Consider the following 20,867-nt stretch of genomic DNA (forward strand, 5'->3'; position numbering starts at 1 on the left):
GTTAAGCCTGCAAGTGCCCGAATACGCTATCTAACGTGTCGGGCGCTTTATCCAAGCGTAATTTGGCTTCAATGTGGTCCATGTGCACATCCATTAACTCAACCGCTTTAGCCTTATCTCCCTGCTCGAGAACATCAATCAATTGGCTGTGCTCATCACCTGCACAGTGCTCTCTACCCCTAATTTCGTACAAGGCTATAACCAACGAGGTTTGCGACACCAGACTACGCATAAAATGTTCGAGAGGCGCATTACCGGCCATTGTTGCCAATAACAAGTGAAACTCGCCAGACATACGGATAGCGGCGCCTTGGTCACCTTTTGAAAATAAATCATCTTCATGTGACACATGATCACGCAATTGTTGAATTTGTTTAGCAGAACAACGGCCGGCGGCAAGTTCAACGATGGCTTTTTCAGCCATACGCCGCGCGAATAAAACCTGCACCGCTTCATCCACAGTCGGGCAAGCAACAATCGCCCCTCGGTTAGGGCGCAGCTCTATTATATGCTCTGATGATAAACGTGAAAGCACACGACGAATAATCGTACGACTGACACCAAATAACTCGCCAAGCTTTTCTTCACTCAAGCGTGTTCCTGGTGCCAACTTCTGCTCTAAAATCGCATCAAAAATATGGCTGTAAATAGCCTCATCTTGTTGAGCACGTTTGCGTTCAGGAGGAGAAGCCATTGTATTTTTCATGTTTCCATTCTTTTTAAAAAAAAGCTCGCCGATTTAACGTCAAAGAGAAGTAGTGAACAACCATTAAATGCTTTTTTAACATACACGCACTAAAACACCTAAAGACTAAAAAACAGGTAAAACCTCTATTTTAGTCCCCAAAAAGAGCGATTTAGCTATCAAAAACAGTAGTTTGTTTGTTTTTTAACCAAAACAATCATTCTCATAGCGCTTACTTATAACGCTAACTGCCTCGATACGTTGAAAAGCTATAAGGCGAAACAATTAACGGCACGTGATAATGATCGGACTCATCAGAAATCACAAAACGAATCACTACATCTTCTACAAATGATGGCCCTGAGCCTAAGGTCCCCGAACGTCTAAAGTAATCACCAGCCTCGAAGACCAACTCATACTTGCCCATCTTAAAATCATCAGCGGCAAGTATAGGTGAATCGCAACGGCCATCACTATTGGTCACAATCTCGCTTAACAGCTCTGACCGACCATCAACAATACGATACAACCGGACCTGCATAGCACTGCCAGGACACCCTTTTGCTGTATCTAAAACATGTGTTGTTAAGTATCCCATATAATTACTTCCTCTTGTTCATTCTCGGCTCAACCCAGTGGCAACTTATAGCTCTCACTTTAGCGACTCTTTCTTCAAACATTAGTAGACATCGCCAAACGAAAAAAATTGTGCACAATTTTGAATCACAGACCATCTAAAATCGAACCAAAAAAGAGCAGAAATTTGATTATGCTAAAAAAATAACGATTATTTCCTTAAAGATATCGATTTTATAATCATTTGTCTTTATAAAGGTAATTATAAATTGTATACAATGTTAAATTTAAAGAGGCTGCCATGGACTATCCACGCGACTTGATCGGCTACGCCGGAAAACCTCCCCATCCACAATGGCCAAATGATGCAAAGATCGCTCTTTCTTTTGTACTCAACTACGAAGAAGGTGGAGAGCGGAACATACTCCATGGAGATGAAGAATCAGAAGCATTCTTATCAGAAATGCCATCCGCCGTACCATTTCCAAATGCTCGACACATGAGCATGGAATCCATTTATGAATACGGCAGCCGTGCTGGTGTTTGGCGCATTCTTAACCTATTTAAGAAAAACGACATCCCGCTTACTATTTTTGCAGTGGCAATGGCCGCTGAGCGCTATCCTGAAATCATCAAATTTATGGCGAATGAAGGACATGAAATCTGTAGCCATGGGTATCGCTGGATAGATTACGCGTTCATGGACAAAGACGAGGAACGAGAGCACCTTATCAAAGCCATTAAAATACTGGCTGATATTACTGGCAAGCGACCAGTTGGTTGGTACACCGGCCGCAACGGTATCCACACTCGTGATCTGGTAATGGAAGAAGGCGGATTTCTATATGACTCAGACGCCTATGATGACGACCTCCCCTATTGGATCAATAACGACGGGAAAGGTCACCTCGTCATCCCTTATACACTCGACACCAACGATATGCGTTTTGCGCAAGTACAAGGGTTTAATACAGGCGAGCAGTTTTACCAGTATTTAAAAGACAGCTTCGACACGCTTTACGAAGAGGGAGATACTGCGCCCAAAATGCTATCTATCGGCTTGCATTGTCGTCTAATAGGCCGTCCTGGCAGGCTTGCAGCACTTAAACGCTTCGTTGAATACACCAAACAATTTGAAGGTGTTTGGTATGCGCGGCGCGAAGATATCGCTACCCACTGGCACACACATCATCCATTTAAGGGTTAAGCGATGAACACAAAACAATGCTTTACCCATATCAAACCCAGCACTATGAGCTTGGATGAATTTGTAGAAACCTTCGCGGACATTTACGAGCACTCCCCATGGGTTGCCGAAAAGGCCTTTTTATTAGGTCCGCTTAACCAATTCGATGAAATTGATGTTTTACATCAAGCGATGTCGCAGTGCTTATTTAACGCCAGTTATGACGAGCAACTAGCACTAATAAATGCTCATCCTGACCTAGCCGGTCGCGCCGCCATGAAAGGAGAGTTGACGGCCTCCTCCACGGCAGAACAGTCAGGCGCGGGCATTAGCGAATGCACACCTGAAGAATTTGATCGCTTCACTCGTCTTAACGATACCTACAAGACACGTTTTGGCTTTCCGTTCATCAAAGCCGTTAAAGGTAGTAACCGCTACCAGATACTCGACGCGTTTGAACAACGCATCACGAATGCCCCTGATGTGGAATTTCAAACAGCACTAGAAGAGATCAATAAAATTGCACGTTTTCGCTTAGAAACCCTTTAATGATAAGTGCTTTATCAAGACCAAGTACTATTGACGAGATACAAACAAATGACGAACAACACTGAATTTACACACCTCTTAAACCTAGCGGATGCACGACTAGGCTCCATCGCTACCTTTGTCACCGACGACTGGTTTGCAGACGTAAACCGAATGCTTCAGCCACAGCCACCTGTTTGGAAAGAAGGGGTATTTGACGACAATGGCAAGTGGATGGATGGATGGGAATCTCGCCGCAAACGCTATGAAGGCTATGATCATGCCATTATAAAACTTGGGGTTGCAGGCGTGTTTAAAGGTGTTGATATTGATACCACTTTTTTTACCGGAAATTATCCTCCTTCTGCCTCACTTGAAGCCTGCAATAGCCCAGAGGCCGAACCGGACGACTCTACGCAATGGACTCAAGTGCTAGCGCCTGTCAATCTTCAAGGCGATAGCAACAATTTATTTGATATTGACTCTGACCAACCGTGGACCCATGTTCGTTTTAACATTTTCCCTGATGGCGGTGTTGCTCGTTTGCGCATTTATGGGACACCTTTTGTTGATTGGTCTCAAAACCTAGATCAAACCTACGACTTTGCATCCGCTCTTCTTGGAGCTCGCTCTCTTGCCTGCAGTGACGAGCACTATGGAAAAATGAGCAATATTCTAAACCCTGGGCGCGGTATTAACATGGGTGACGGCTGGGAGACTGCTCGTCGACGGGTACCCGGAAACGACTGGGTTATCATCCAACTAGCTAAGCCATGCCTACCCGAAGAGATAATCGTGGACACCCACTTTTTTAAAGGTAACTATCCCGATAGCTGCTCAATACAAGCTGCCCTTGTTGAAAGTGCTACAGATGAACAGGTAGCCACTCGTAGCCTATATTGGCGAGAACTACTACCCGCTCAAAAGCTACAAATGGATCGTGAGCATACCTTCAACAGCGAGCTGAATGACCTCGGCGTAGTTTCACATATTAAACTTAATATTTTCCCAGATGGTGGCATCAGCCGTATACGTGTAATCGGCAAACTGCCTGCTTAAAGAGGAATAAAAGCATGACAAGTTCTGAATCGACAACAGCTCTTTCGGATAAATTATTACAACCTGAGCCACTCACGGCTGAAGCATTTGCACCTTATGGCGATGTAATTGAAACGGCTGATCGCGACTATTTTCTCATTAATCAGGATTATACTCGACGTTATCACCGCTTAGCCGACGTCGATACAGACAAAGACGGATCTGCCATCATTAGCATTTTTAGGGCGCAGGTTTATCCTCGCCCTTTACAGATCAATATGATGGAAAAACACCCGCTTGGCAGCCAAGCTTTCATCCCTTTAAACCAACAAGCTTTTCTGGTGGTAGTTGCTCCGCCTGGCGATACCGTAACACCCCACGACTTAAAAGCGTTTATTACCAATGGATTACAAGGGGTTAATTATCACAAAGGGACATGGCATTACCCTGTTATTGCGTTAAATAATGATGACGAGTTTTTAGTCGTTGACCGCTCTGGCACTGGCAATAATTGTATTGAAGTGTTTTTTAACAGTGACCAAAGTCCTGTACTGCAAACTTGAGCTAACTGATAAAGGCCGTTACTATGACTCTCCTTCTGAGCAGTACAGAACTTTCTCCACAATGAGTAGAATCCGCGAGCGTAACCGCGAACGTATTTTAGAGGCTGCAGCCATAGAGTTTGCAGATAAAGGGTTTGCCGCCACTAAAATTATCGATATCGCTAAAAAAGTACAATTACCCAAACCCAACATCTACTATTATTTTCAAAGTAAAGAAAACCTATACCGTTGTGTTCTCGAGTCAATTATCGAGCCTTTACTAGAAGCTTCCACCCCATTTGCAACATATGACGACCCCGCCGCAGCGCTGCAGGCATATATACATACTAAAATTCGTATTTCAAAAGAACACCCACATGCATCCAAGGTATTTGCTAGCGAAATCATGCATGGCGCACCTTATTTACCGGCTGATATTTCCGATAAACTTATGCAACAAACCGTCAGTACTACCGCGCGATTAAACGCTTGGATGGATGAAGGAAAGATGGATAGAGTAGACTCGCACCACCTACTCTTTACTATTTGGGCATCAACACAAACATATGCCGATTTTGATTGGCAGATTGGGCGAGTGACAGGCAAGAAGAAGTTAAGTAAGAATGATTATCAAACCGCTGCCGAACTGATTACCAAGATGGTATTGAGTGGCTGTGGCTTAACATTACCCTCTAATAATCACTAAAATTTATGCTATTATGAGGATGTACTTCCTGTACAGCAATCACGTATTCGTTTTACCAAAACACAGCAAGCACTTTATAAAACACAGGCTATTTTCAGCTAATGACAGAAGAAGATTATCTAACGCGGCTACGCGAGCTTTCTTTAGAGCAGCTTTCGGACCTTCTTGTAAAGGTTGAGGCGAAGGCAGCTGCTAAAAAAGAAGAAAAAGAACGTCGCGCTCATGCAATCAAAGTACCACCCAGAACAAGTAATGATATAAAGAAAATGGCAGAGGAAATGGGGCTAGATCTTTCTGGCTTAATGCGCGAAATCTCTCGTCGCTAAGCAACCATCCAACACCACCGCAGGACGCGCAGACGCTTCAGTTAAGGACTTATCATACCGCTTTTCCGGCTTTACTCTGGCTCAACCAGTGTGAATCTTGATTGCGTAGTGCCGTCTGATAGCTCTACCGACTCAGTAAACATATCGTAAGGTCGGACCCATAACTGACGATTACCATACAAGGGGTAGTACAAAACTAACCACTCTTGAGTTTCGGAGTGACAAACAACATCGACTACTTGATATTCAGCACCTTTATAATGCTGATACCTTCCTACAGCAAGAATAGGCTTAATTAAATCTGATGGTTTATCTGCTTGCGTATTCATAAATTTGCCTTCTTTAGCTTCTCTAGCTCGTTTTTAATGACTTCCATTGACTCAATACCCGATAACTCTTTCCAATAGGCGGATACGTGTATAGGAGTAGATTCCAGACCAACCACATCATCGGGTAGGGCTTTAATAACCTCGTTAAGCACAGCTAGATGAGAAGAAGACAGCATCCGCTCACCTATTTTCCAACTCCAGCCTTCAGTCAAACCATCACAACTTATTGCTTTTACACGGAACACTTGCCATGGCACTGTTTCGGGCTGTTTCTTATGAGAGTTATTGCGGCTCATTCGATACGCCGCGACATTAATAGTGTCACTTTCATATTCGCCTTCGGCTCGGGGTGGCTCAACATGCACTAATTGCACCGTAAAGCCCGCCTTACGAGCGTCTAGTCGCAATGTGGCTAACAACTTTTCACGCTTAGAAGGCATCATCCACATGAGGGAGCCTAAAAGCGACATGACCACAAACACTATGATTGTTACTTCCATCAATCAACCTCTGCCAAGAACCGTATAGGCCCTGCTGTTAAAATAGATATATGACCTTTGATAAGCATCATGCAAATTTAAAATAGCCTGTGGTAAGCTCAAGTCACGTCATACGAATAAGGAACCAGATCATGGGCGTTTATTCCAACATACTACTTGCTGTTGACCTATCCGATGAATCGGATCAACTCATCGAAAAAACACGTGCTATAGCTCGTAACAACGACGCTACGGTGACGGTTTTACATGTTATAGAACCTCTGAGTTTTGCATATGGCGGCGATGTCCCTATGGACCTAACCACCGTTCAAGATCAGCTCAATGAACACGCTCGAACTAACCTAGCCGCTTTTACTAAAAAGCTTGATTTTCCCGTAGCGGATCAAATGGTTTTGGTAGGCCATACCGAAACAGAGATCCATCGTATAGCCGAAGCTAAAAACTGCGATTTAATTGTTGTAGGTAGCCACGGGCGTCATGGCCTTGCCCTACTACTGGGTTCAACGGCCAACAGCGTTTTACATGGAGCACCTTGTGATGTACTTGCTATTCGCATCGAAGTAACCGACTAAACATCGAGGGCTTTTTTAGCCCTCTTGCATTGCCTCTAACTCAACCCAGCGCTCCATCAAGCGCTCTAGTGTCGCTTCTTGCTCAGATAGCTGAGCCACTTTTTCTGCAACTTTGGCGTGATCTTGCTCGTAAAAAGCTGGATCAGCCATTTCAGATTGCAAAGCTTCCAATGAGTTTTCGGCCGCTTCTATTTCAGCTGGCAAACTTTCCAGCTCGCGCTGCAGTTTGTAGCTCAGTTTCACAGATGCTTTTTTGGGTGCAGGAGCGGCTTTGACTGGCTCTACTTTTGCAGCTTCTTTTGCAGGCTTTGGCGCATTTTTACCCGCTTCTTTACCCACAGCAGTTGGTTCAGGGCGTTGGCGCAACCAATCTTTATACCCGCCTACATAAGCTTTAAGGCGACCATTACCTTCAAAAGCCACCGTACTCGTAACCACGTTATCAAGAAAGGCCCGATCATGACTTACCAGCAATACCGTGCCTTTATACTCCATCAGAATCTCTTCCAGTAGCTCAAGAGTTTCTACATCAAGGTCGTTGGTTGGCTCATCGAGCACCAGTAAATTAGCAGGTTGGCTAAACAATTTAGCCAGTAAAACGCGATTACACTCACCACCCGAAAGTGCTCTTACTGGTGTGCGGGCACGCTCAGGCGAAAATAAAAAGTCATTTAGATACCCAATAATATGACGAGTATTCCCGTTGATCTCGATCGACTCACGGCCTTCAGAAATATTGTCAATAACCGTCTTATCCATATCCAGCTGACCACGCAACTGATCAAAATAGGCAACTTCTAATTTAGTGCCTCGTTTAATACTGCCCGAATCAGGCTCGATATCACCTAAAATTAATTTTAACAGCGTACTTTTACCAGCACCGTTCGGGCCTATTAATCCAACCCGGTCTCCCCGCTGCAGCGTCATAGAAAAATCACGAATAACCTGCTTACCCTCAAAAGCAACACTCACATGCTCTAGCTCGGCAGCTAATTTGCCGGACTTCTGAGCTTCTTCTAAATTAAAGCTCGCTTTGCCCTGCCGATTCATCCGCTCAGCACGTTCATTACGTAGCTTTTCCAGCGTGCGAACACGGCCCTCATTCCGGGTACGTCGTGCTTTGATACCCTGGCGTATCCATACTTCTTCTTGCGCTAATTTTTTATCAAACAATGCGTTTTGACGGGCTTCGTTCTCAAGCAATACTTGTTTTTGCTCTACATAACTCGTGTAGTTACCCTTGAAACTGGTTAACACACCTCGGTCTAATTCAATAATACGTGTAGCCAGGTGATCTACTAATGCTCGGTCATGTGATACAAATAATAAGCCGCCTCTAAACTCAATCAGTTGCTGCTCCATCCATTCAATGGTGCCAATATCTAAATGGTTTGTTGGCTCATCCAATAACAACAAGTCAGGGTTCTGAACCAACGCTGCGCCCAATGCGGCACGACGACGCCAACCGCCAGACAATGACGACATTAGCGCCTCGCCATCTAACGACAGTTGAGTCAGCACTCGCTCTACATTTTGTTCTAGCTGCCAGCCATCCAAGGCTTCAATCTTTTGCTGAAGTGACTCTAATTTAGACATTGAAATATCGTCTTGTGATGCCACTTCATCATACTCTCGACGTAAATTCACAATATCTTGTAAACCTTCTGCAACGACATCCCAAACACGACGTTCGTCGGCTGCAGGTAAAGCTTGAGGCAACTGCGCAATTCGGCAGGCAGGATCGATCCAAAGGTCGCCACCATCTAGTGCTACTTCTTTGTTGATCACTTTCATCAACGTGGATTTACCCGCTCCATTTAAACCCACCAAGCCAATTCGTTCGCCAGGTTCAATGTTAAGCTCAACTTCTGTTAATAGTGGGCGTGTACCAAAAGCAAGCGAGGCTTTGTCAATTCGAATTAGCGGCATAATGAACTCAATGAAAGTTGGTGTAAAAACAGCTGGGCATTTTAACGGAAAGCGCCTCGCTATGCAGTGCTAATACCATCTCTGTCCTGAATTACCGCAAATTAAATGGATTAAATCGTATCCTGTAGCTTATCCATCGATAATTGGTCGCTATCTTTACCTTCCTTCCAATACGCCGAAGCAAAAAGCTGCTCATTCGGCAAACCTACATTATCGCGAACGAAACGGCGTAACTCACGAAACACACTCGCTTCTGATGCAATAAAAACATGAGTATCTACTGGTAAGCTCTCCATTTGTTTTACAGCCTCAACTATGCTGTCATGCTTTCCTTTTTCAGCTAAGTGCCAGCTCACTTGAACATTCTTTGGCCAGTCAATCGCTAAAAAATCTTCTGAACTAGGCGCTTCTAAAAACGCATGAACCGTGGCACTAGAATCAATGAGGTTTGCGTAGGCAATTACGGCATTAATGGATGTTAAATCCCCCACCAGCAAGTAAGTAGATGCATCAAAGTAGTGCATTTTACGAGGCCCAGGACCGCCAATAGATACTTTTTGACCCACCGATACCGTATCAGCCCAATCGGTCGCTGGCCCAACATGCTGACCAACCACAAAATCAAGTGCCAACTCTCGTGTAGAGGGATCAAACGCTTGTATAGTGTAAGAGCGCATAATCAACTTTTCAGAGCCTTGGTCGATTCGCAACTTAACATAAGCACCTTCCTGATCTTCTGGGAAATCACTCAACGAATCGCCCGTTAGAACAACCCGCTTCAAGTGAGGAGACAGTTGCTGCGTTCTTGACACCACCACTTCGCGCACCACACCTCTTCCACCACGACGACCATTACCACGTTGCTCAGGGGCACTCTGTTTAGCTGTCTGTATTTCTTTATTTACCATGCTTTTTCCTTCACCATGACAGAGGCACAACAATAATTATTAGAGAGCCTTAAGCCTCTACCCCATCACGTTTGTTAGATTAATAAGAAGTGCTAAGTCATAACCACACCTCAACACTTAGTTGACATTATCAATCATATTATTTTAATTGATAAAGTCAACCATTTTCAGTATTCTTATTGACCAATAGCCCTTGATCTATCACACCCTAGGGAGCCACATGCAGGACTCAAACGACTTTAGCGAAACCATTTATTCCCTCATGTATGTATTCAAAGTACGTTTACGTCATGTCATTCGCGAACACACAAAAGATATAAATGGTATGCATGTGCGTACACTGCGTCTAATCGAGCAACAGCAACCATGTACAGCCTTGGATGTTTCGGTCGGTTTAAATCGTGACAAAGGCCAAATTACCCGGTTAATCAAAGAGCTCATTGCCAATGGGTGGATTATTAAAACACCTAACCCTCACGATAAACGAAGCCAGCTACTCGCATTGACGGACCAAGGTGAGTCGCTCATGACATTAATTGCTCAAGAAGAGAAGCTCATCATTAAAACGATGACAAACGGATTATCAGAAGACCAATTAAACACATTCAAACAAACTGCTAACCAATTGATAAACAACTTAAAACAACAAGACACATCTGATATCACTTAAGAAGTTCCCCCCATGAAACTCGGCAAACGTTTATCAGCAATAGAAAGCTTAGTCACTGATCAATACACCCAAATTTGGGATTGCTGCTGTGATCATGGATTGCTAGGGGCCTCTCTACTCGCCCGACAAGCTGCTCCGGTTGTGCATTTCGTAGATATATTGCCCGAGCTAATGAATGAAGTGGAACGGAAGTTACAGCAATTCCACCCAAAGAAAATAAACACGGCAAGCACTTCGGTATGGGAGGTTCATTGCCAAGATGTAGCGACTCTCACTATTCCAAAACAGACCGGAAAACACCTAATTATTATTGCCGGTATTGGTGGTGATTTAATGGCTGACCTTATCGCTGCGATTAACCAAAAAAATTCGGATGTTGAAATAGATTACTTACTCTGCCCGGTTCATCATCAATTTACACTAAGAGAGACACTGATAGACTTAGACTTTGCCTTGATTGAGGAGCAGTTAGTCAAAGAGAACAAACGTTTTTATGAGCTACTTTTGGTTGCTAACAAGCCGCCCTTATCTAGCAACACAATAACGCCTGTTGGCGAACGTATCTGGACAACAACCTCTCCTGAACAAAAACAAATTGCCGCCGAGTATCTAGCCAAAACCATCGGCCATTACCAACGCTCAATGCTCAACTCCTCGCAAGAAATCGAGCCAATTATTAACGCCTACCAAGCTATAACTATCCGATAAAGCTAAGCTTGCTTTTGAGTTAAACAAGCGTTTGACAAGCTATACATGAAAGCTCACGATTACTAACTCAAGAATAGAGCTTGGCTTTTGGCCGACCATACGAAGAGTGCAGGACTAGCTCATATTATCTGTTCTATTCAAAACGCGCTTTTAAAAGGAGAATTTTATGCGCTTTTGTGCCATTACATTACGGTGTTTTATCACTCTGATAAGTACTTTATTAACTGTTAACAGCTTCGCAGGCCCCTCCCACTTAAAACAGCACCAATTTAGCTTTCCTGAATTACCTTACACATCATACGTTAACTTCCCTTCAGCAACAGAAGCCAACCCTATTGAGATATCAGCTCAACTGCGTATCCCAAAAGGCTATGAAAGCCAAAAAATTCCTGCGGTCGTTATCATGCATGGCAGCGCCGGAGTAGACAGCCGCGGTTCACTTTATACGCAAGCTCTTAATGAAGCAGGCATAGCGACATTGGAGGTTGATCTTTGGGCTGCTCGTGGTTGGACAGGCAGCGTTAGCGGGCGACCGAGCGGCGTTCCCGAAACAGTCCCGGATGCCTTTGGCGCGCTAAAATTCCTATCCACGCAACCTGGAATTGATGCTAATAATATCGGCATATTAGGCTTTTCTTGGGGAGGCGTCATTACCATGCTAGCGGCAACTCAACCCTATGCAGACCAATTTGGGCAGAATCTTAGATTTGCTAGTCATATCGCTAATTATCCAGTTTGCTGGGCTTACAACACTGTCCCTGGTTATGAGTTCTACCACTTAACAGGTGCTCCAGTGCTAATCCAATCAGGTGAACTAGACACCTACGATCTACCAGATACATGTAGCAATCTGGTCAGCTCATTACCAAACGATGCGCAAGGGGTATTGGCACACCGCCAATATCGCGGCGCAACTCATGCTTGGGACAGATTACAACCCGAGATGATCGTTACCGACCCCTATGCATGTTTAGGGTCGGGCTGTGAAGTTACGTTTACTCCCAACTTACGACAGGCAATTAAATCTCAGCGCAAGGTTGTTCGTTTTTTTCGTCAAACGTTAAATAACTGATTACAATATCGGTATTAAGCAGCGTAACAAACCTCAATACTTTGCTGGTTATGTGTTTACTCGTAAACTGGCAAAGTATTATTGAGTAGAAAGGCCCTTTTTTTGAAACAACGTATCTCTATTATTTTACTGTTCACCTGCTTAGCAGGGGCCTACTTCTTTTACGATCCTTATATTGCTAACTTTTACAAGCGCTATGAAACTGATCTCCCTTGGACACGATTAGATTTAAGTAAACCAATAGGTTTATCAACTCGCATGAAATTAGTTGCACTGAGGGATGACCTTAACCAATGTGAAACGCTGCTCGAAGAAGCGGGGATTCATTATCAGCGCCTACCCTCACGCGGCGGTGCTGAATGCTTAGCAAACGACCTAATTAAAACACTGCCTTCTGAGCCCCTTGTATCCAAACTAACCCCACCTAATGTAGCCCCTGCTTGTTCAGTGGTGGCTGCTTATGTTGTTTGGGAGCAGCAAATTGTGCAAACCGCTGCTTTAGAGTTTTTCCAACAGCCGGTTACTGGCATTGAGCATTATGGATCTTATAATTGCCGACGCATGTACGGGCAAGCTAGCGGTCGTTGGAGTCAACACGCAACAGGCAATGCTATTGATATTGCAGGATTTATTCTAAAAAACGGTGAGCGTATTAGTATTAAACGTGATTGGAAAAACGCGGGACAGAAATCTAACTTTCTTAAGGCTATTCGCGATGGCGCTTGTGATGTCTATGCGACGGTATTATCTCCAGAATACAACGCCGCACATGCCGACCACTTCCACTTTGACCAAGCTCAGCGTGGAAAAACAGGATGGGGAGTTTGCCGTTAACGGCCTAGATACTGATTAATCAGCTCAATTAATTGGGCATTTAAGCGTTCTTCTAACTGATCCGTGTCATCATCAAAGAGCTGTAGATATTTAGTCGACTGTTCTCGACTCAACGTTCGCCCCATCACTTGATAATCCAGCTCGGGCAACATTTTATCCATGCGCGGCAGAACCTTAATAGCAATATGCGCAGGCAATGTCCGCTCAAAGTTATCTAAAGCAAAACCACAAAACCGTGCTACGAGTTTATCTCCTTCAGGCCCCAAACATCCCGCCTCAACTCGACAAATCACCGTTAATTTTTTTTCTTCTGGTATTTCCACCGACATTATTACCTACCCATTAACCAAAACATTGATCCATTACTGATCTACCATTCAAACATTTGGTAGTACCAACCCCTCACAATACCTCATGCAAACTTAGAATTTTAAACAAACACGCCTTCAAAAATGCAGCCCAAAACATCCAAATCACATAAAAGATAGTACAAAATCAACAATTTACAAACATACAAACGTTTAATTTAATTATTGATCACTAACAATTCACAACCATGTTAACCTGATCGAATGCTGGCTATTCTGGGCTTTCAATGGCAAAAATGACGCTAGCCTTTAACCAGTATAGTTAAGTATGAAGAGTTACTAGGTAAAAACACGAACGTTTAGGGACACAGATGAGAAATCAATCGTCACACAAGGCAGTCTCAATATTAGGAGTTTTGGCTTGTTCTTATTTTTTAACTGCATGCGGTGGTGGTAGCAAGACGGACGAAACTACGGAAAAAGGCCATTACCAGCCTCAAGCAGGAGCTTCGTGGCAATGGCAACTTACCGGAACTATTAACCAAGAATACAGTGTCGACATTTATGATATTGATCTATTCGATACCAGCTCCGAGCTCATTTCTGAGCTACACATGTCAGGCCATCATGTTATTTGTTATTTTTCAGCGGGGTCATACGAGCCATGGCGACCAGACGCGGATCAATTTGAGCCAGCAGACCTAGGTTACCCTATGGATGGATGGCCAGATGAACGCTGGCTAGATATCCGATCAAATAAAGTCACTCAACTCATGCAAAGCCGTCTTGAATTAGCGTCTAGTAAAGGATGTGATGGCGTTGAACCAGACAACGTCGACGGCTACGCTAATGACTCGGGTTTTAATTTAACAGCGGCAGACCAACTCACCTTTAACCGTTTTTTAGCCACCCAAGCCCATCGATTGGGATTGGCTATCGGTTTAAAAAACGACCTAGAGCAAGTGAATGACTTAGTTAGCTACTTCGACTTCGCGGTCAACGAGCAATGCACGGAGTTCAATGAATGTGAATTGCTCCTGCCGTTTATTGAAGCAAACAAACCGGTACTATCCGCAGAGTACAATAGCACCTATGTCAACAGTGCTTCCGCAAGAAAAGCGCTATGCGATACGATGAATAATCTTGCATTTAGCACGCTTATTCTTTCTGAAGACTTAGATGACAGCATCCATTTTAACTGCCAAGCACCGTAACGTTAAAAAATGCATGCATTATTTTGCAGGAGTTGAGTGGAACTTTATGAGTTTGCCCTTTTCTATTTTTAAATTAAGCGCAATACGTGCAGACGACCCAATGACCACAAGACCTAATTCAACCCAAAAAAATAACGAGGCTTTTGGATAAAGAATTCATACAATACACCGATAGCCTAAACATAAGGCGTGCCAACAACATAAACATTTTGGCGGCATATCTATCATTTTCCCATAGCTCAATTACACGGCTATTAACTGATCTACTGTAGGCACTTATACAATGACGTTCTCTTTAAAGCCTCGTTTCCACCTCATCGCACTTTTAGGCGTTTCACAGCTATTAGTTTCGGCTCCTTCAGTATACGCCGCCACTGACGCCCAACAACGTGCTCTGTACACCAAAGCCAAAGCCGCTTTTAACAAAGGTGATTCCGTACTCGCCGACCGGCTTACACAACAATTAGGCGACTATCCTCTCGTTCCCTATTTGACCGTGCGTCAAATCAAACGCGATATTAGCCGCCTGGATGACCAGTCTGTTAAACAGTTTGTCGTAGCAAATAGAGCAACCCCTTTTGGTGATGACGTTCAAATAGCGCGTTTAAACAATCTTAAAAGCCAACAAAATTGGGCGGCTTACTTATCGGCCTTTGAAGACTACCCACTCTCCAAAAGCAAATACCAATGCGATAAAGCCTACGCCACGCTAGCCACGGGTAAAATCCAAGAAGCCATGACCCTTGCCGATTCAATGTGGGTTGTTGGTTACTCCCAAGATAGCGCATGCGATCCACTCTTTGCAGAATGGATGAAAAAAGGCCACCCAACATCAGACCAAGGGAAGACTCGTTTCTGGAACGCCGTTTCGAGCAAAAACTTTTCAATTGCTAAGTACGCTGAAAAATTCATTACTGATACAGCCGATAAACAAGACGCCGCTCTCTTTTGGAAAGTACAAAATGATCTTTCCCTGATTGAAGATAAAAGCCTACTTCACGATAACAAACCAGAACACGGCATCATTTTAGCGTACGCAGTTCGCGAATTAGCCCGAAAAGATATCCATGCAGCAGCCGATGTCTGGATTCGTGACCGCCATCGCTTAGCCGTAACTCCCGAAAAACAACATGCCCTAAACGACTATTTTGGTAAACGTTACGCTAAAGGGTTTCGATCTAACGCCAAACAAGTTCTAGCTAAGCTTGACCCAGACTTTAAAGAAGGCGAACTAACTGAATGGCGTATTCGCTTAGAGCTCGCGGATAAAGACTGGAAAGGCGCTTTAGGCTTAATTACCTTGCTACCTGATGACATGCGCAGTAGTGACCGCTGGCGTTATTGGCGCGAAACGCTTAAAGCGCGTCTCGACAGCAACTATACGCCCGACTACTCTCAGGTTGTAAAAGAGCGTAGTTTCTATGGCTTTTTAGCGTCCGAGCTATCTAACGATCCGTTTCGTATGAACCACCGCCCGGCTAAAATCACCGAAGAGCAAAAAGCACGCATCCTAGGCTTACCCGCTATGCAACGCATGCGTGAGTTACTATCTTTTGGTTTGGAATATAATGCTCGGGTTGAATGGAATGCCTTAGTTAAGCAACTAGACGAGTCTGACAAACACGCTGCCGCACATATCGCCTATGATTGGGGCTGGTACGACCAAGCCATACGTGGTGCAGCCTTAGTTAAAGCATGGGACGATCTAGACATCCGTTTTCCAAAGCCACACCTTCCGCTTTTTGCCGAGTTAGCTACTGCACGTAATATTAATAGAACATGGGCTATCGCTATCGCTCGTCAAGAAAGCGCCTATCACCAAACAGCTCGATCTCGCGTTGGAGCCAGAGGTTTAATGCAACTTATGCCTGCTACTGCACGGGAAACGGCCAAAAAATACGATATTGACTACAAACACCCTGATGAGCTGTTTCAGCTAAGGACGAACGTAGAGCTTGGAACTGCCTACCTATCTCAAATGCTAGAACGATTTGATGGCAACACGGTGTATGCAACAGCGGCTTATAACGCAGGTCCACATCGCGTTAAACGCTGGTTAGAGCAACGCGGTGATCTGCCTTTGGATGCGTGGATTGAAACTATTCCATTTGACGAAACACGCAAATACGTCCAAAACGTGCTGACATACCGCGTTATCTATGACGTACTATCTTCAAACCCGAGCCGGCTGCTCAATGATAAAGAAACAGCCTCACTCGCCCTGTCTAGTCTCAACCTTAAAAAAGGGCCTTTAGAGACTAAAGTACCGAGTACACAAATACAGTAAGTATCACCTATTTTTACCGGTGAGCTTTCTCATTAACAAAGGCCCTACGGGGCCTTTTTTAAATGAATAACAATTGACCTTAAAATACAAACAATCATAGGCTGCCACATCAACCAACAAATGCCCGCAACTGTTCCGCCGAAAAGGGCCAATTCAGCACGTCGCCTTGCTCATCTTCAAGTACGGGTATTTGCGTCGCAAAACGAGCCATCAAACGATCATCATACGCTATATCAATCAGGTCGACTTGATGCTTCCCCGGGTTCAAGCACGCGACCAATAACGCTTCTGCATGTTCACATAAGTGACAACCTTCAGATCCATATAAAATAAATGTACGCACCATTTCCCTGCTTAATATCGTGACCAAAAAATCATTATTGCAGTTATTGGACTTCATTACAGCGCCATGGCGCACCTGTTTGTCATAAAAGTACCAAGGCATAAAAATTAAGCGCAGTTTGTGAAAAAGCACTGGCCTAAAGTGCTATGAAACAAGGGCGTAACGGGGTTGCAAGCCCGCCCTGCTCAAGGCTATTCTGAGAGCAGCATATAACAAGAGTTACTCTGACATTAACACGTAGCTCCCCGCTCACACGGTTTAAGCGGCAGGCAGTTTTAGGAAAAGGCACTCACATGGAAAATGACTCTAGTACGGCACTGAACGACCCTCAAGAATTCCTTAAGTTTATCAATCACGAAACACAGAAAATACTCGAAAACTATACAGCGGCCGGCGGTGACGATGTGTTCAGTCAATTCAGCCGATCATGGACTGACTTGATAACGCGTTCAATGGAAGACCCCTCTACTTGGGTTCAAGCCTTTACCGAATTCCAACAAGCTCACATGTCTTTATGGCAGAGTTTTTTTAGCGGCCAGCCAGATGCAGCGCCTGTAGCAAACCCCGAAAAAGGAGATCGTCGATTTAACGGCGAGGAATGGACAACGAACCCTGTTTTTAGCTACCTCAAACAATCGTACCTTCTAAGCTCTAACCTGCTAAAAAGCATGGCATCAAACGCTAACTTAGACGAAACAGAACAGCGAAAGCTCGACTTTTACACACAGCAGTACATTGATGCGATGTCTCCAACTAACTTCGCGGCTACGAACCCTGAAGTCCTACAACAGGCCGTAGACACTCAAGGCCAAAGCTTGATAGATGGTCTGCAGAACCTCCTCTCCGATATCGAGAAAGGCCGCATCTCGATGACGGATGAAAGTGCTTTTACACTCGGCGAAAACATAGCAACCACTGAAGGCGCCGTCGTTTTTGAAAACGAACTGTTCCAGTTGATCCATTACAAACCCAGCGGTGAAGAGGTTTATGAAAAGCCAACCCTAATCATTCCGCCTTGTATCAACAAATTCTATATTCTAGATCTACAAGAGCATAACTCGTTTGTTAAATTCTGCGTCGATCAGGGGCAAAATACATTCCTGATTTCATGGCTAAACCCAACACCAGAGCAAAGTGATATCGGTTGGGATAGCTATGTGGGCGAGGGTATATTCAAAGCCATAGACGTGGTTAAAGACATAACTCAGACACCTAAGATTAACGCCGTGGCTTGGTGTATTGGTGGCACGCTATTATCTTCAGCACTTGCTGTTATGGCAGACAAAGGTGATGACAGTGTAGGATCCGCAACTTTCTTAACCACCCTTACTGATTTCGAAGATGCGGGTGACCTATGTGTGTTTATTGATGAAGAACAAGTTAAAAAGCTAGAAGGAAAGGTAACGTCTCAAGGTTATTTATCGGGCCGCGAGCTAGCCACCTCTTTCAATATGCTGCGCTCCAATGACCTCATTTGGTCTTATGTCGTCAATAACTACTTAAAAGGCCAAACACCAGCACCCTTTGATATTTTGTATTGGAATAGCGATTCAACTAACCTGCCTGCTGCGATGTACACATATTACTTAAAAAATATGTATCTCGAAAACAACCTATCTAAGCCCAACAAGCTAAAGGTCTGCGGTACGCCGGTTGATTTAGGAAAAATCAAAATACCATGCTATTTCCTATCCACGGCCGAGGATCATATCGCTCCTTGGAAAGGCACTTTCAAGGCAACTGAAACCTTCGGATCAAAAATAGAGTTTGTTTTAGGCGCGAGTGGTCATGTAGCTGGGGTCATTAACCCCGCCTCTAAAAATCGCCGTAATTTCTGGACCAAAGGAGAACAAGGTAAAGGGGCTAATCATTGGCTAGAAACAGCGGAGCGAGTGGAAGGATCATGGTGGCCAAATTGGCACGAATGGTTACGTCGTCGTGCCGGCAAGAAAATCGAAGCACCTAAAGATTATGGCAACGCTTCCTTTAAACCTATCGAACCCGCACCGGGCCGCTATGTTGCCGTAAGAATCGACTAACACTTTTCCAAAAACATACAAAGCCTCTGTAAAACAGAGGCTTTTTTATGGATAAAGCCTACAAATTTAGTAATTGCTTAGCTCCCATTACTGTTACTATACCCCGGAAAAAATGGACGCATGCCATCAACACATATGGCATTTTTTGTTACACCTCCGATTAAGTGATTCTTTCGTGAAAAAACTACTTTTCATCAACGAGCTTCGTTATCTCTTCGCTCTTGGCTTGCCCATTATGCTCACCCAAATTGCGCAATCATCTTTGGGATTCGTTGATACTATTATTGCAGGCCAGCACAGCACCCAATCATTAGCGGCCGTTGCACTAGGTACGAGTTTGTGGTTTCCACTTTTTTTGACCTTTACGGGCGTGCTTATGGCTACCACCCCGTTAGTAGCCCATAGCGTAGGTGAGAAACGCCGAGATAAAACCCCGGGGCTAGTCCAACAGGCTTTCTGGATAGCGCTTATTCTTGGAATTGTTAGCGTCTTATTTTTGCGATCAGCCGCCCCTTTATTCGACTTAATGCGTGTCGAGCCCGACCTAACAAAAGAAACCCTTGCCTATTTAAAAGCAGTCTCATTTGGCTTACCGGCAATGTTTATGTACCAAGTTATCCGTTGTTACTGTGATGGAATCAGTCAAACACGCCCAGCGTTAATTATTTCTATCACCGCTCTCTTGCTAAATATCCCGCTCAATATTATTTTTGTTTTTGGATATTTTGGTCTCCCAGAAATGGGGGGCGAAGGCTGTGGCTGGGCCACGGCTATTGTTATGTGGTTTATGCTTTTTAGTGGGATCTTTTTATTAAAAACCAGCCACCCACTCAAGCTTCCTAAGGTTGAAAAGCGTCGCCTTTGGGTTCCCGGTGTTACAAAGCAACTATTGATGCTAGGCCTTCCCATTGGGGCGTCCATCATGATTGAAACCAGCATGTTTAGTGTGATTGCTCTGGCGCTTGCCCCTTTAGGTACCACCATTGTTGCTGCCCACCAAATTACACTGAGCTTTACTAGTCAGGTTTTCATGATTCCACTAAGCATCGCGATGGCTAGCACTATTCGTATAGGGACCCTAATGGGGGCAAAACAAGCAGAAAAAGCTTGGATTGTTGCAAGAATAGCCCTGTGTACAGCAGCTACTTTAGCTATATTTACAAGCATCGGTGTTTGGCTATTTGCATGGAACATTGCCGACATTTTTAGTAATGAACTACCCGTTATAGAATTAGCAACCAGCCTACTAATCATTTCTGCATTCTTTGAAATTTCCGACGCGCTTCAGGTGACTACGGCAGGTGCTTTACGTGGCTATAAAGATACAAAGATACCGTTGATTATCGTTTGCTTTGCTTATTGGGGGATTGGCTTACCATTAGGCTATATTTTAGGTATGACGGACCTCATCACGCCTTCGATGGGTGCCGCCGGCTTTTGGTATGCTCTCGTCATTGCCCTAAGCATTTCAGCAGGGTTACTGATCATTCGTATACGTAGCGTGGCTCGCAATGCAATAGCTTAATCCAGTAGCGCTAAGCTAGCACATGCATAAAACATAAGGCTT

At 44.3% G+C, this 20,867-nt stretch carries 23 protein-coding genes; 15 read left to right on the top strand and 8 right to left on the bottom strand.

Annotation, left to right across the window (positions count from 1 at the left end):
* Position 1: 1 nt before the first annotated feature.
* Together BS617_RS08425 and uraH are read right to left on the bottom strand one after the other, a co-directional pair.
* The gene (locus BS617_RS08425; protein ID WP_075172389.1) at positions 2–706 is read right to left on the bottom strand and encodes a GntR family transcriptional regulator; all 705 of its coding nucleotides are present in this window, start codon (positions 704–706) and stop codon (positions 2–4) included.
* A gap of 223 nt (positions 707–929) precedes the next feature.
* A complete protein-coding gene (gene uraH / locus BS617_RS08430) occupies positions 930–1,283 on the bottom strand; it encodes a hydroxyisourate hydrolase (RefSeq protein WP_075172390.1) in 354 nt (117 codons plus the stop codon).
* Between the two features lie 279 nt (positions 1,284–1,562).
* Here uraH and puuE point away from each other — a divergent pair, with 279 nt between their 5' ends.
* The 6 genes from puuE (at position 1,563) to BS617_RS08460 (ending at position 5,587) form a co-directional block, all read left to right on the top strand.
* Positions 1,563–2,468 carry an allantoinase PuuE gene (gene puuE, locus BS617_RS08435; RefSeq protein WP_075172391.1) on the top strand — a complete coding sequence of 302 codons (906 nt, stop codon included), beginning with the start codon at positions 1,563–1,565 and terminating at the stop codon, positions 2,466–2,468.
* A gap of 3 nt (positions 2,469–2,471) precedes the next feature.
* Entirely contained in the window at positions 2,472–2,996 is a 525-nt protein-coding gene (gene uraD, locus BS617_RS08440; protein WP_075172392.1) for a 2-oxo-4-hydroxy-4-carboxy-5-ureidoimidazoline decarboxylase, read from the top strand.
* 48 nt (positions 2,997–3,044) lie between these two features.
* Positions 3,045–4,034, top strand: a complete 990-nt coding sequence (alc, locus tag BS617_RS08445) for an allantoicase (protein WP_075172393.1) — start codon at positions 3,045–3,047, stop codon at positions 4,032–4,034.
* A gap of 14 nt (positions 4,035–4,048) precedes the next feature.
* Positions 4,049–4,576 carry an ureidoglycolate lyase gene (locus BS617_RS08450; RefSeq protein WP_075172394.1) on the top strand — a complete coding sequence of 176 codons (528 nt, stop codon included), beginning with the start codon at positions 4,049–4,051 and terminating at the stop codon, positions 4,574–4,576.
* Between the two features lie 61 nt (positions 4,577–4,637).
* Positions 4,638–5,261: a TetR/AcrR family transcriptional regulator gene (locus tag BS617_RS08455; RefSeq protein WP_075172395.1), complete on the top strand. Its 624-nt coding sequence runs from the start codon at positions 4,638–4,640 to the stop codon at positions 5,259–5,261.
* A 101-nt stretch (positions 5,262–5,362) separates the two neighbouring features.
* Positions 5,363–5,587, top strand: a complete 225-nt coding sequence (locus BS617_RS08460; protein WP_075172396.1) for a hypothetical protein — start codon at positions 5,363–5,365, stop codon at positions 5,585–5,587.
* A gap of 71 nt (positions 5,588–5,658) precedes the next feature.
* On the opposite strand, the gene BS617_RS08465 is transcribed toward BS617_RS08460, so the two are convergent.
* Positions 5,659–5,916, bottom strand: a complete 258-nt coding sequence (locus BS617_RS08465; RefSeq protein ID WP_075172397.1) for a DUF1653 domain-containing protein — start codon at positions 5,914–5,916, stop codon at positions 5,659–5,661.
* Positions 5,913–6,416, bottom strand: coding sequence for a hypothetical protein (locus tag BS617_RS08470; RefSeq protein ID WP_075172398.1), 504 nt, complete (start codon positions 6,414–6,416; stop codon positions 5,913–5,915). The genes BS617_RS08465 and BS617_RS08470 overlap by 4 nt, the downstream gene beginning before the upstream one ends.
* A gap of 131 nt (positions 6,417–6,547) precedes the next feature.
* On the opposite strand from BS617_RS08470, the gene BS617_RS08475 reads away from it, so the two are divergent.
* Positions 6,548–6,988 (top strand): universal stress protein, encoded by a 441-nt coding sequence (locus tag BS617_RS08475; protein ID WP_075172399.1) that lies wholly within the window; start codon positions 6,548–6,550, stop codon positions 6,986–6,988.
* Positions 6,989–7,003: 15 nt separating this feature from the next.
* Here BS617_RS08475 and BS617_RS08480 read toward each other — a convergent pair whose 3' ends face one another.
* A complete protein-coding gene (locus BS617_RS08480) occupies positions 7,004–8,917 on the bottom strand; it encodes an ATP-binding cassette domain-containing protein (protein ID WP_075172400.1) in 1,914 nt (637 codons plus the stop codon).
* Between the two features lie 110 nt (positions 8,918–9,027).
* Complete coding sequence (locus BS617_RS08485) at positions 9,028–9,825, bottom strand: siderophore-interacting protein (protein WP_083609974.1); 798 nt, start codon at positions 9,823–9,825, stop codon at positions 9,028–9,030.
* 220 nt (positions 9,826–10,045) lie between these two features.
* Here BS617_RS08485 and BS617_RS08490 point away from each other — a divergent pair, with 220 nt between their 5' ends.
* The 4 genes from BS617_RS08490 (at position 10,046) to BS617_RS08505 (ending at position 13,109) form a co-directional block, all read left to right on the top strand.
* Entirely contained in the window at positions 10,046–10,495 is a 450-nt protein-coding gene (locus tag BS617_RS08490) for a MarR family winged helix-turn-helix transcriptional regulator (RefSeq protein ID WP_075172401.1), read from the top strand.
* A 12-nt stretch (positions 10,496–10,507) separates the two neighbouring features.
* Entirely contained in the window at positions 10,508–11,203 is a 696-nt protein-coding gene (locus tag BS617_RS08495) for a tRNA (adenine(22)-N(1))-methyltransferase (RefSeq protein ID WP_075172402.1), read from the top strand.
* 166 nt (positions 11,204–11,369) lie between these two features.
* Positions 11,370–12,275: a dienelactone hydrolase family protein gene (locus BS617_RS08500; RefSeq protein WP_075172403.1), complete on the top strand. Its 906-nt coding sequence runs from the start codon at positions 11,370–11,372 to the stop codon at positions 12,273–12,275.
* A 102-nt stretch (positions 12,276–12,377) separates the two neighbouring features.
* Positions 12,378–13,109: an extensin-like domain-containing protein gene (locus BS617_RS08505; RefSeq protein WP_083609975.1), complete on the top strand. Its 732-nt coding sequence runs from the start codon at positions 12,378–12,380 to the stop codon at positions 13,107–13,109.
* Here the strand turns inward: BS617_RS08505 and BS617_RS08510 are convergent.
* The gene (locus tag BS617_RS08510) at positions 13,106–13,438 is read right to left on the bottom strand and encodes a hypothetical protein (RefSeq protein ID WP_075172405.1); all 333 of its coding nucleotides are present in this window, start codon (positions 13,436–13,438) and stop codon (positions 13,106–13,108) included. The genes BS617_RS08505 and BS617_RS08510 overlap by 4 nt on opposite strands.
* A gap of 350 nt (positions 13,439–13,788) precedes the next feature.
* On the opposite strand from BS617_RS08510, the gene BS617_RS08515 reads away from it, so the two are divergent.
* Positions 13,789–14,631 carry an endo alpha-1,4 polygalactosaminidase gene (locus BS617_RS08515; RefSeq protein ID WP_075172406.1) on the top strand — a complete coding sequence of 281 codons (843 nt, stop codon included), beginning with the start codon at positions 13,789–13,791 and terminating at the stop codon, positions 14,629–14,631.
* 283 nt (positions 14,632–14,914) lie between these two features.
* The gene (locus BS617_RS08520; protein WP_083609976.1) at positions 14,915–16,918 is read left to right on the top strand and encodes a transglycosylase SLT domain-containing protein; all 2,004 of its coding nucleotides are present in this window, start codon (positions 14,915–14,917) and stop codon (positions 16,916–16,918) included.
* 109 nt (positions 16,919–17,027) lie between these two features.
* Here the strand turns inward: BS617_RS08520 and BS617_RS08525 are convergent, their stop codons facing one another.
* Positions 17,028–17,318: a glutaredoxin family protein gene (locus BS617_RS08525; protein ID WP_246283229.1), complete on the bottom strand. Its 291-nt coding sequence runs from the start codon at positions 17,316–17,318 to the stop codon at positions 17,028–17,030.
* Positions 17,319–17,554: 236 nt separating this feature from the next.
* Between BS617_RS08525 and BS617_RS08530 the strand changes: the two genes are divergently transcribed.
* Positions 17,555–19,300: a PHA/PHB synthase family protein gene (locus tag BS617_RS08530; RefSeq protein WP_139303146.1), complete on the top strand. Its 1,746-nt coding sequence runs from the start codon at positions 17,555–17,557 to the stop codon at positions 19,298–19,300.
* A gap of 175 nt (positions 19,301–19,475) precedes the next feature.
* Positions 19,476–20,825, top strand: a complete 1,350-nt coding sequence (locus BS617_RS08535; protein WP_249263585.1) for an MATE family efflux transporter — start codon at positions 19,476–19,478, stop codon at positions 20,823–20,825.
* Positions 20,826–20,867 lie beyond the last annotated feature (42 nt).

This window comes from Neptunomonas phycophila (assembly GCF_001922575.1).
Classification (GTDB): Bacteria; Pseudomonadota; Gammaproteobacteria; order Pseudomonadales; family Balneatricaceae; genus Neptunomonas; species Neptunomonas phycophila.

What these genes read in the sequence shown, in the direction of transcription:
- BS617_RS08425 (WP_075172389.1), bottom strand. Translation starts at nt 706, where the DNA reads ATGAAAAATACAATGGCTTCTCCTCCTGAACGCAAACGTGCTCAACAA.
- uraH (WP_075172390.1), bottom strand. Translation starts at nt 1,283, where the DNA reads ATGGGATACTTAACAACACATGTTTTAGATACAGCAAAAGGGTGTCCT.
- puuE (WP_075172391.1), top strand. Translation starts at nt 1,563, where the DNA reads ATGGACTATCCACGCGACTTGATCGGCTACGCCGGAAAACCTCCCCAT.
- uraD (WP_075172392.1), top strand. Translation starts at nt 2,472, where the DNA reads ATGAACACAAAACAATGCTTTACCCATATCAAACCCAGCACTATGAGC.
- alc (WP_075172393.1), top strand. Translation starts at nt 3,045, where the DNA reads ATGACGAACAACACTGAATTTACACACCTCTTAAACCTAGCGGATGCA.
- BS617_RS08450 (WP_075172394.1), top strand. Translation starts at nt 4,049, where the DNA reads ATGACAAGTTCTGAATCGACAACAGCTCTTTCGGATAAATTATTACAA.
- BS617_RS08455 (WP_075172395.1), top strand. Translation starts at nt 4,638, where the DNA reads ATGAGTAGAATCCGCGAGCGTAACCGCGAACGTATTTTAGAGGCTGCA.
- BS617_RS08460 (WP_075172396.1), top strand. Translation starts at nt 5,363, where the DNA reads ATGACAGAAGAAGATTATCTAACGCGGCTACGCGAGCTTTCTTTAGAG.
- BS617_RS08465 (WP_075172397.1), bottom strand. Translation starts at nt 5,916, where the DNA reads ATGAATACGCAAGCAGATAAACCATCAGATTTAATTAAGCCTATTCTT.
- BS617_RS08470 (WP_075172398.1), bottom strand. Translation starts at nt 6,416, where the DNA reads ATGGAAGTAACAATCATAGTGTTTGTGGTCATGTCGCTTTTAGGCTCC.
- BS617_RS08475 (WP_075172399.1), top strand. Translation starts at nt 6,548, where the DNA reads ATGGGCGTTTATTCCAACATACTACTTGCTGTTGACCTATCCGATGAA.
- BS617_RS08480 (WP_075172400.1), bottom strand. Translation starts at nt 8,917, where the DNA reads ATGCCGCTAATTCGAATTGACAAAGCCTCGCTTGCTTTTGGTACACGC.
- BS617_RS08485 (WP_083609974.1), bottom strand. Translation starts at nt 9,825, where the DNA reads ATGGTAAATAAAGAAATACAGACAGCTAAACAGAGTGCCCCTGAGCAA.
- BS617_RS08490 (WP_075172401.1), top strand. Translation starts at nt 10,046, where the DNA reads ATGCAGGACTCAAACGACTTTAGCGAAACCATTTATTCCCTCATGTAT.
- BS617_RS08495 (WP_075172402.1), top strand. Translation starts at nt 10,508, where the DNA reads ATGAAACTCGGCAAACGTTTATCAGCAATAGAAAGCTTAGTCACTGAT.
- BS617_RS08500 (WP_075172403.1), top strand. Translation starts at nt 11,370, where the DNA reads ATGCGCTTTTGTGCCATTACATTACGGTGTTTTATCACTCTGATAAGT.
- BS617_RS08510 (WP_075172405.1), bottom strand. Translation starts at nt 13,438, where the DNA reads ATGTCGGTGGAAATACCAGAAGAAAAAAAATTAACGGTGATTTGTCGA.
- BS617_RS08515 (WP_075172406.1), top strand. Translation starts at nt 13,789, where the DNA reads ATGAGAAATCAATCGTCACACAAGGCAGTCTCAATATTAGGAGTTTTG.
- BS617_RS08520 (WP_083609976.1), top strand. Translation starts at nt 14,915, where the DNA reads ATGACGTTCTCTTTAAAGCCTCGTTTCCACCTCATCGCACTTTTAGGC.
- BS617_RS08525 (WP_246283229.1), bottom strand. Translation starts at nt 17,318, where the DNA reads ATGAAGTCCAATAACTGCAATAATGATTTTTTGGTCACGATATTAAGC.
- BS617_RS08530 (WP_139303146.1), top strand. Translation starts at nt 17,555, where the DNA reads ATGGAAAATGACTCTAGTACGGCACTGAACGACCCTCAAGAATTCCTT.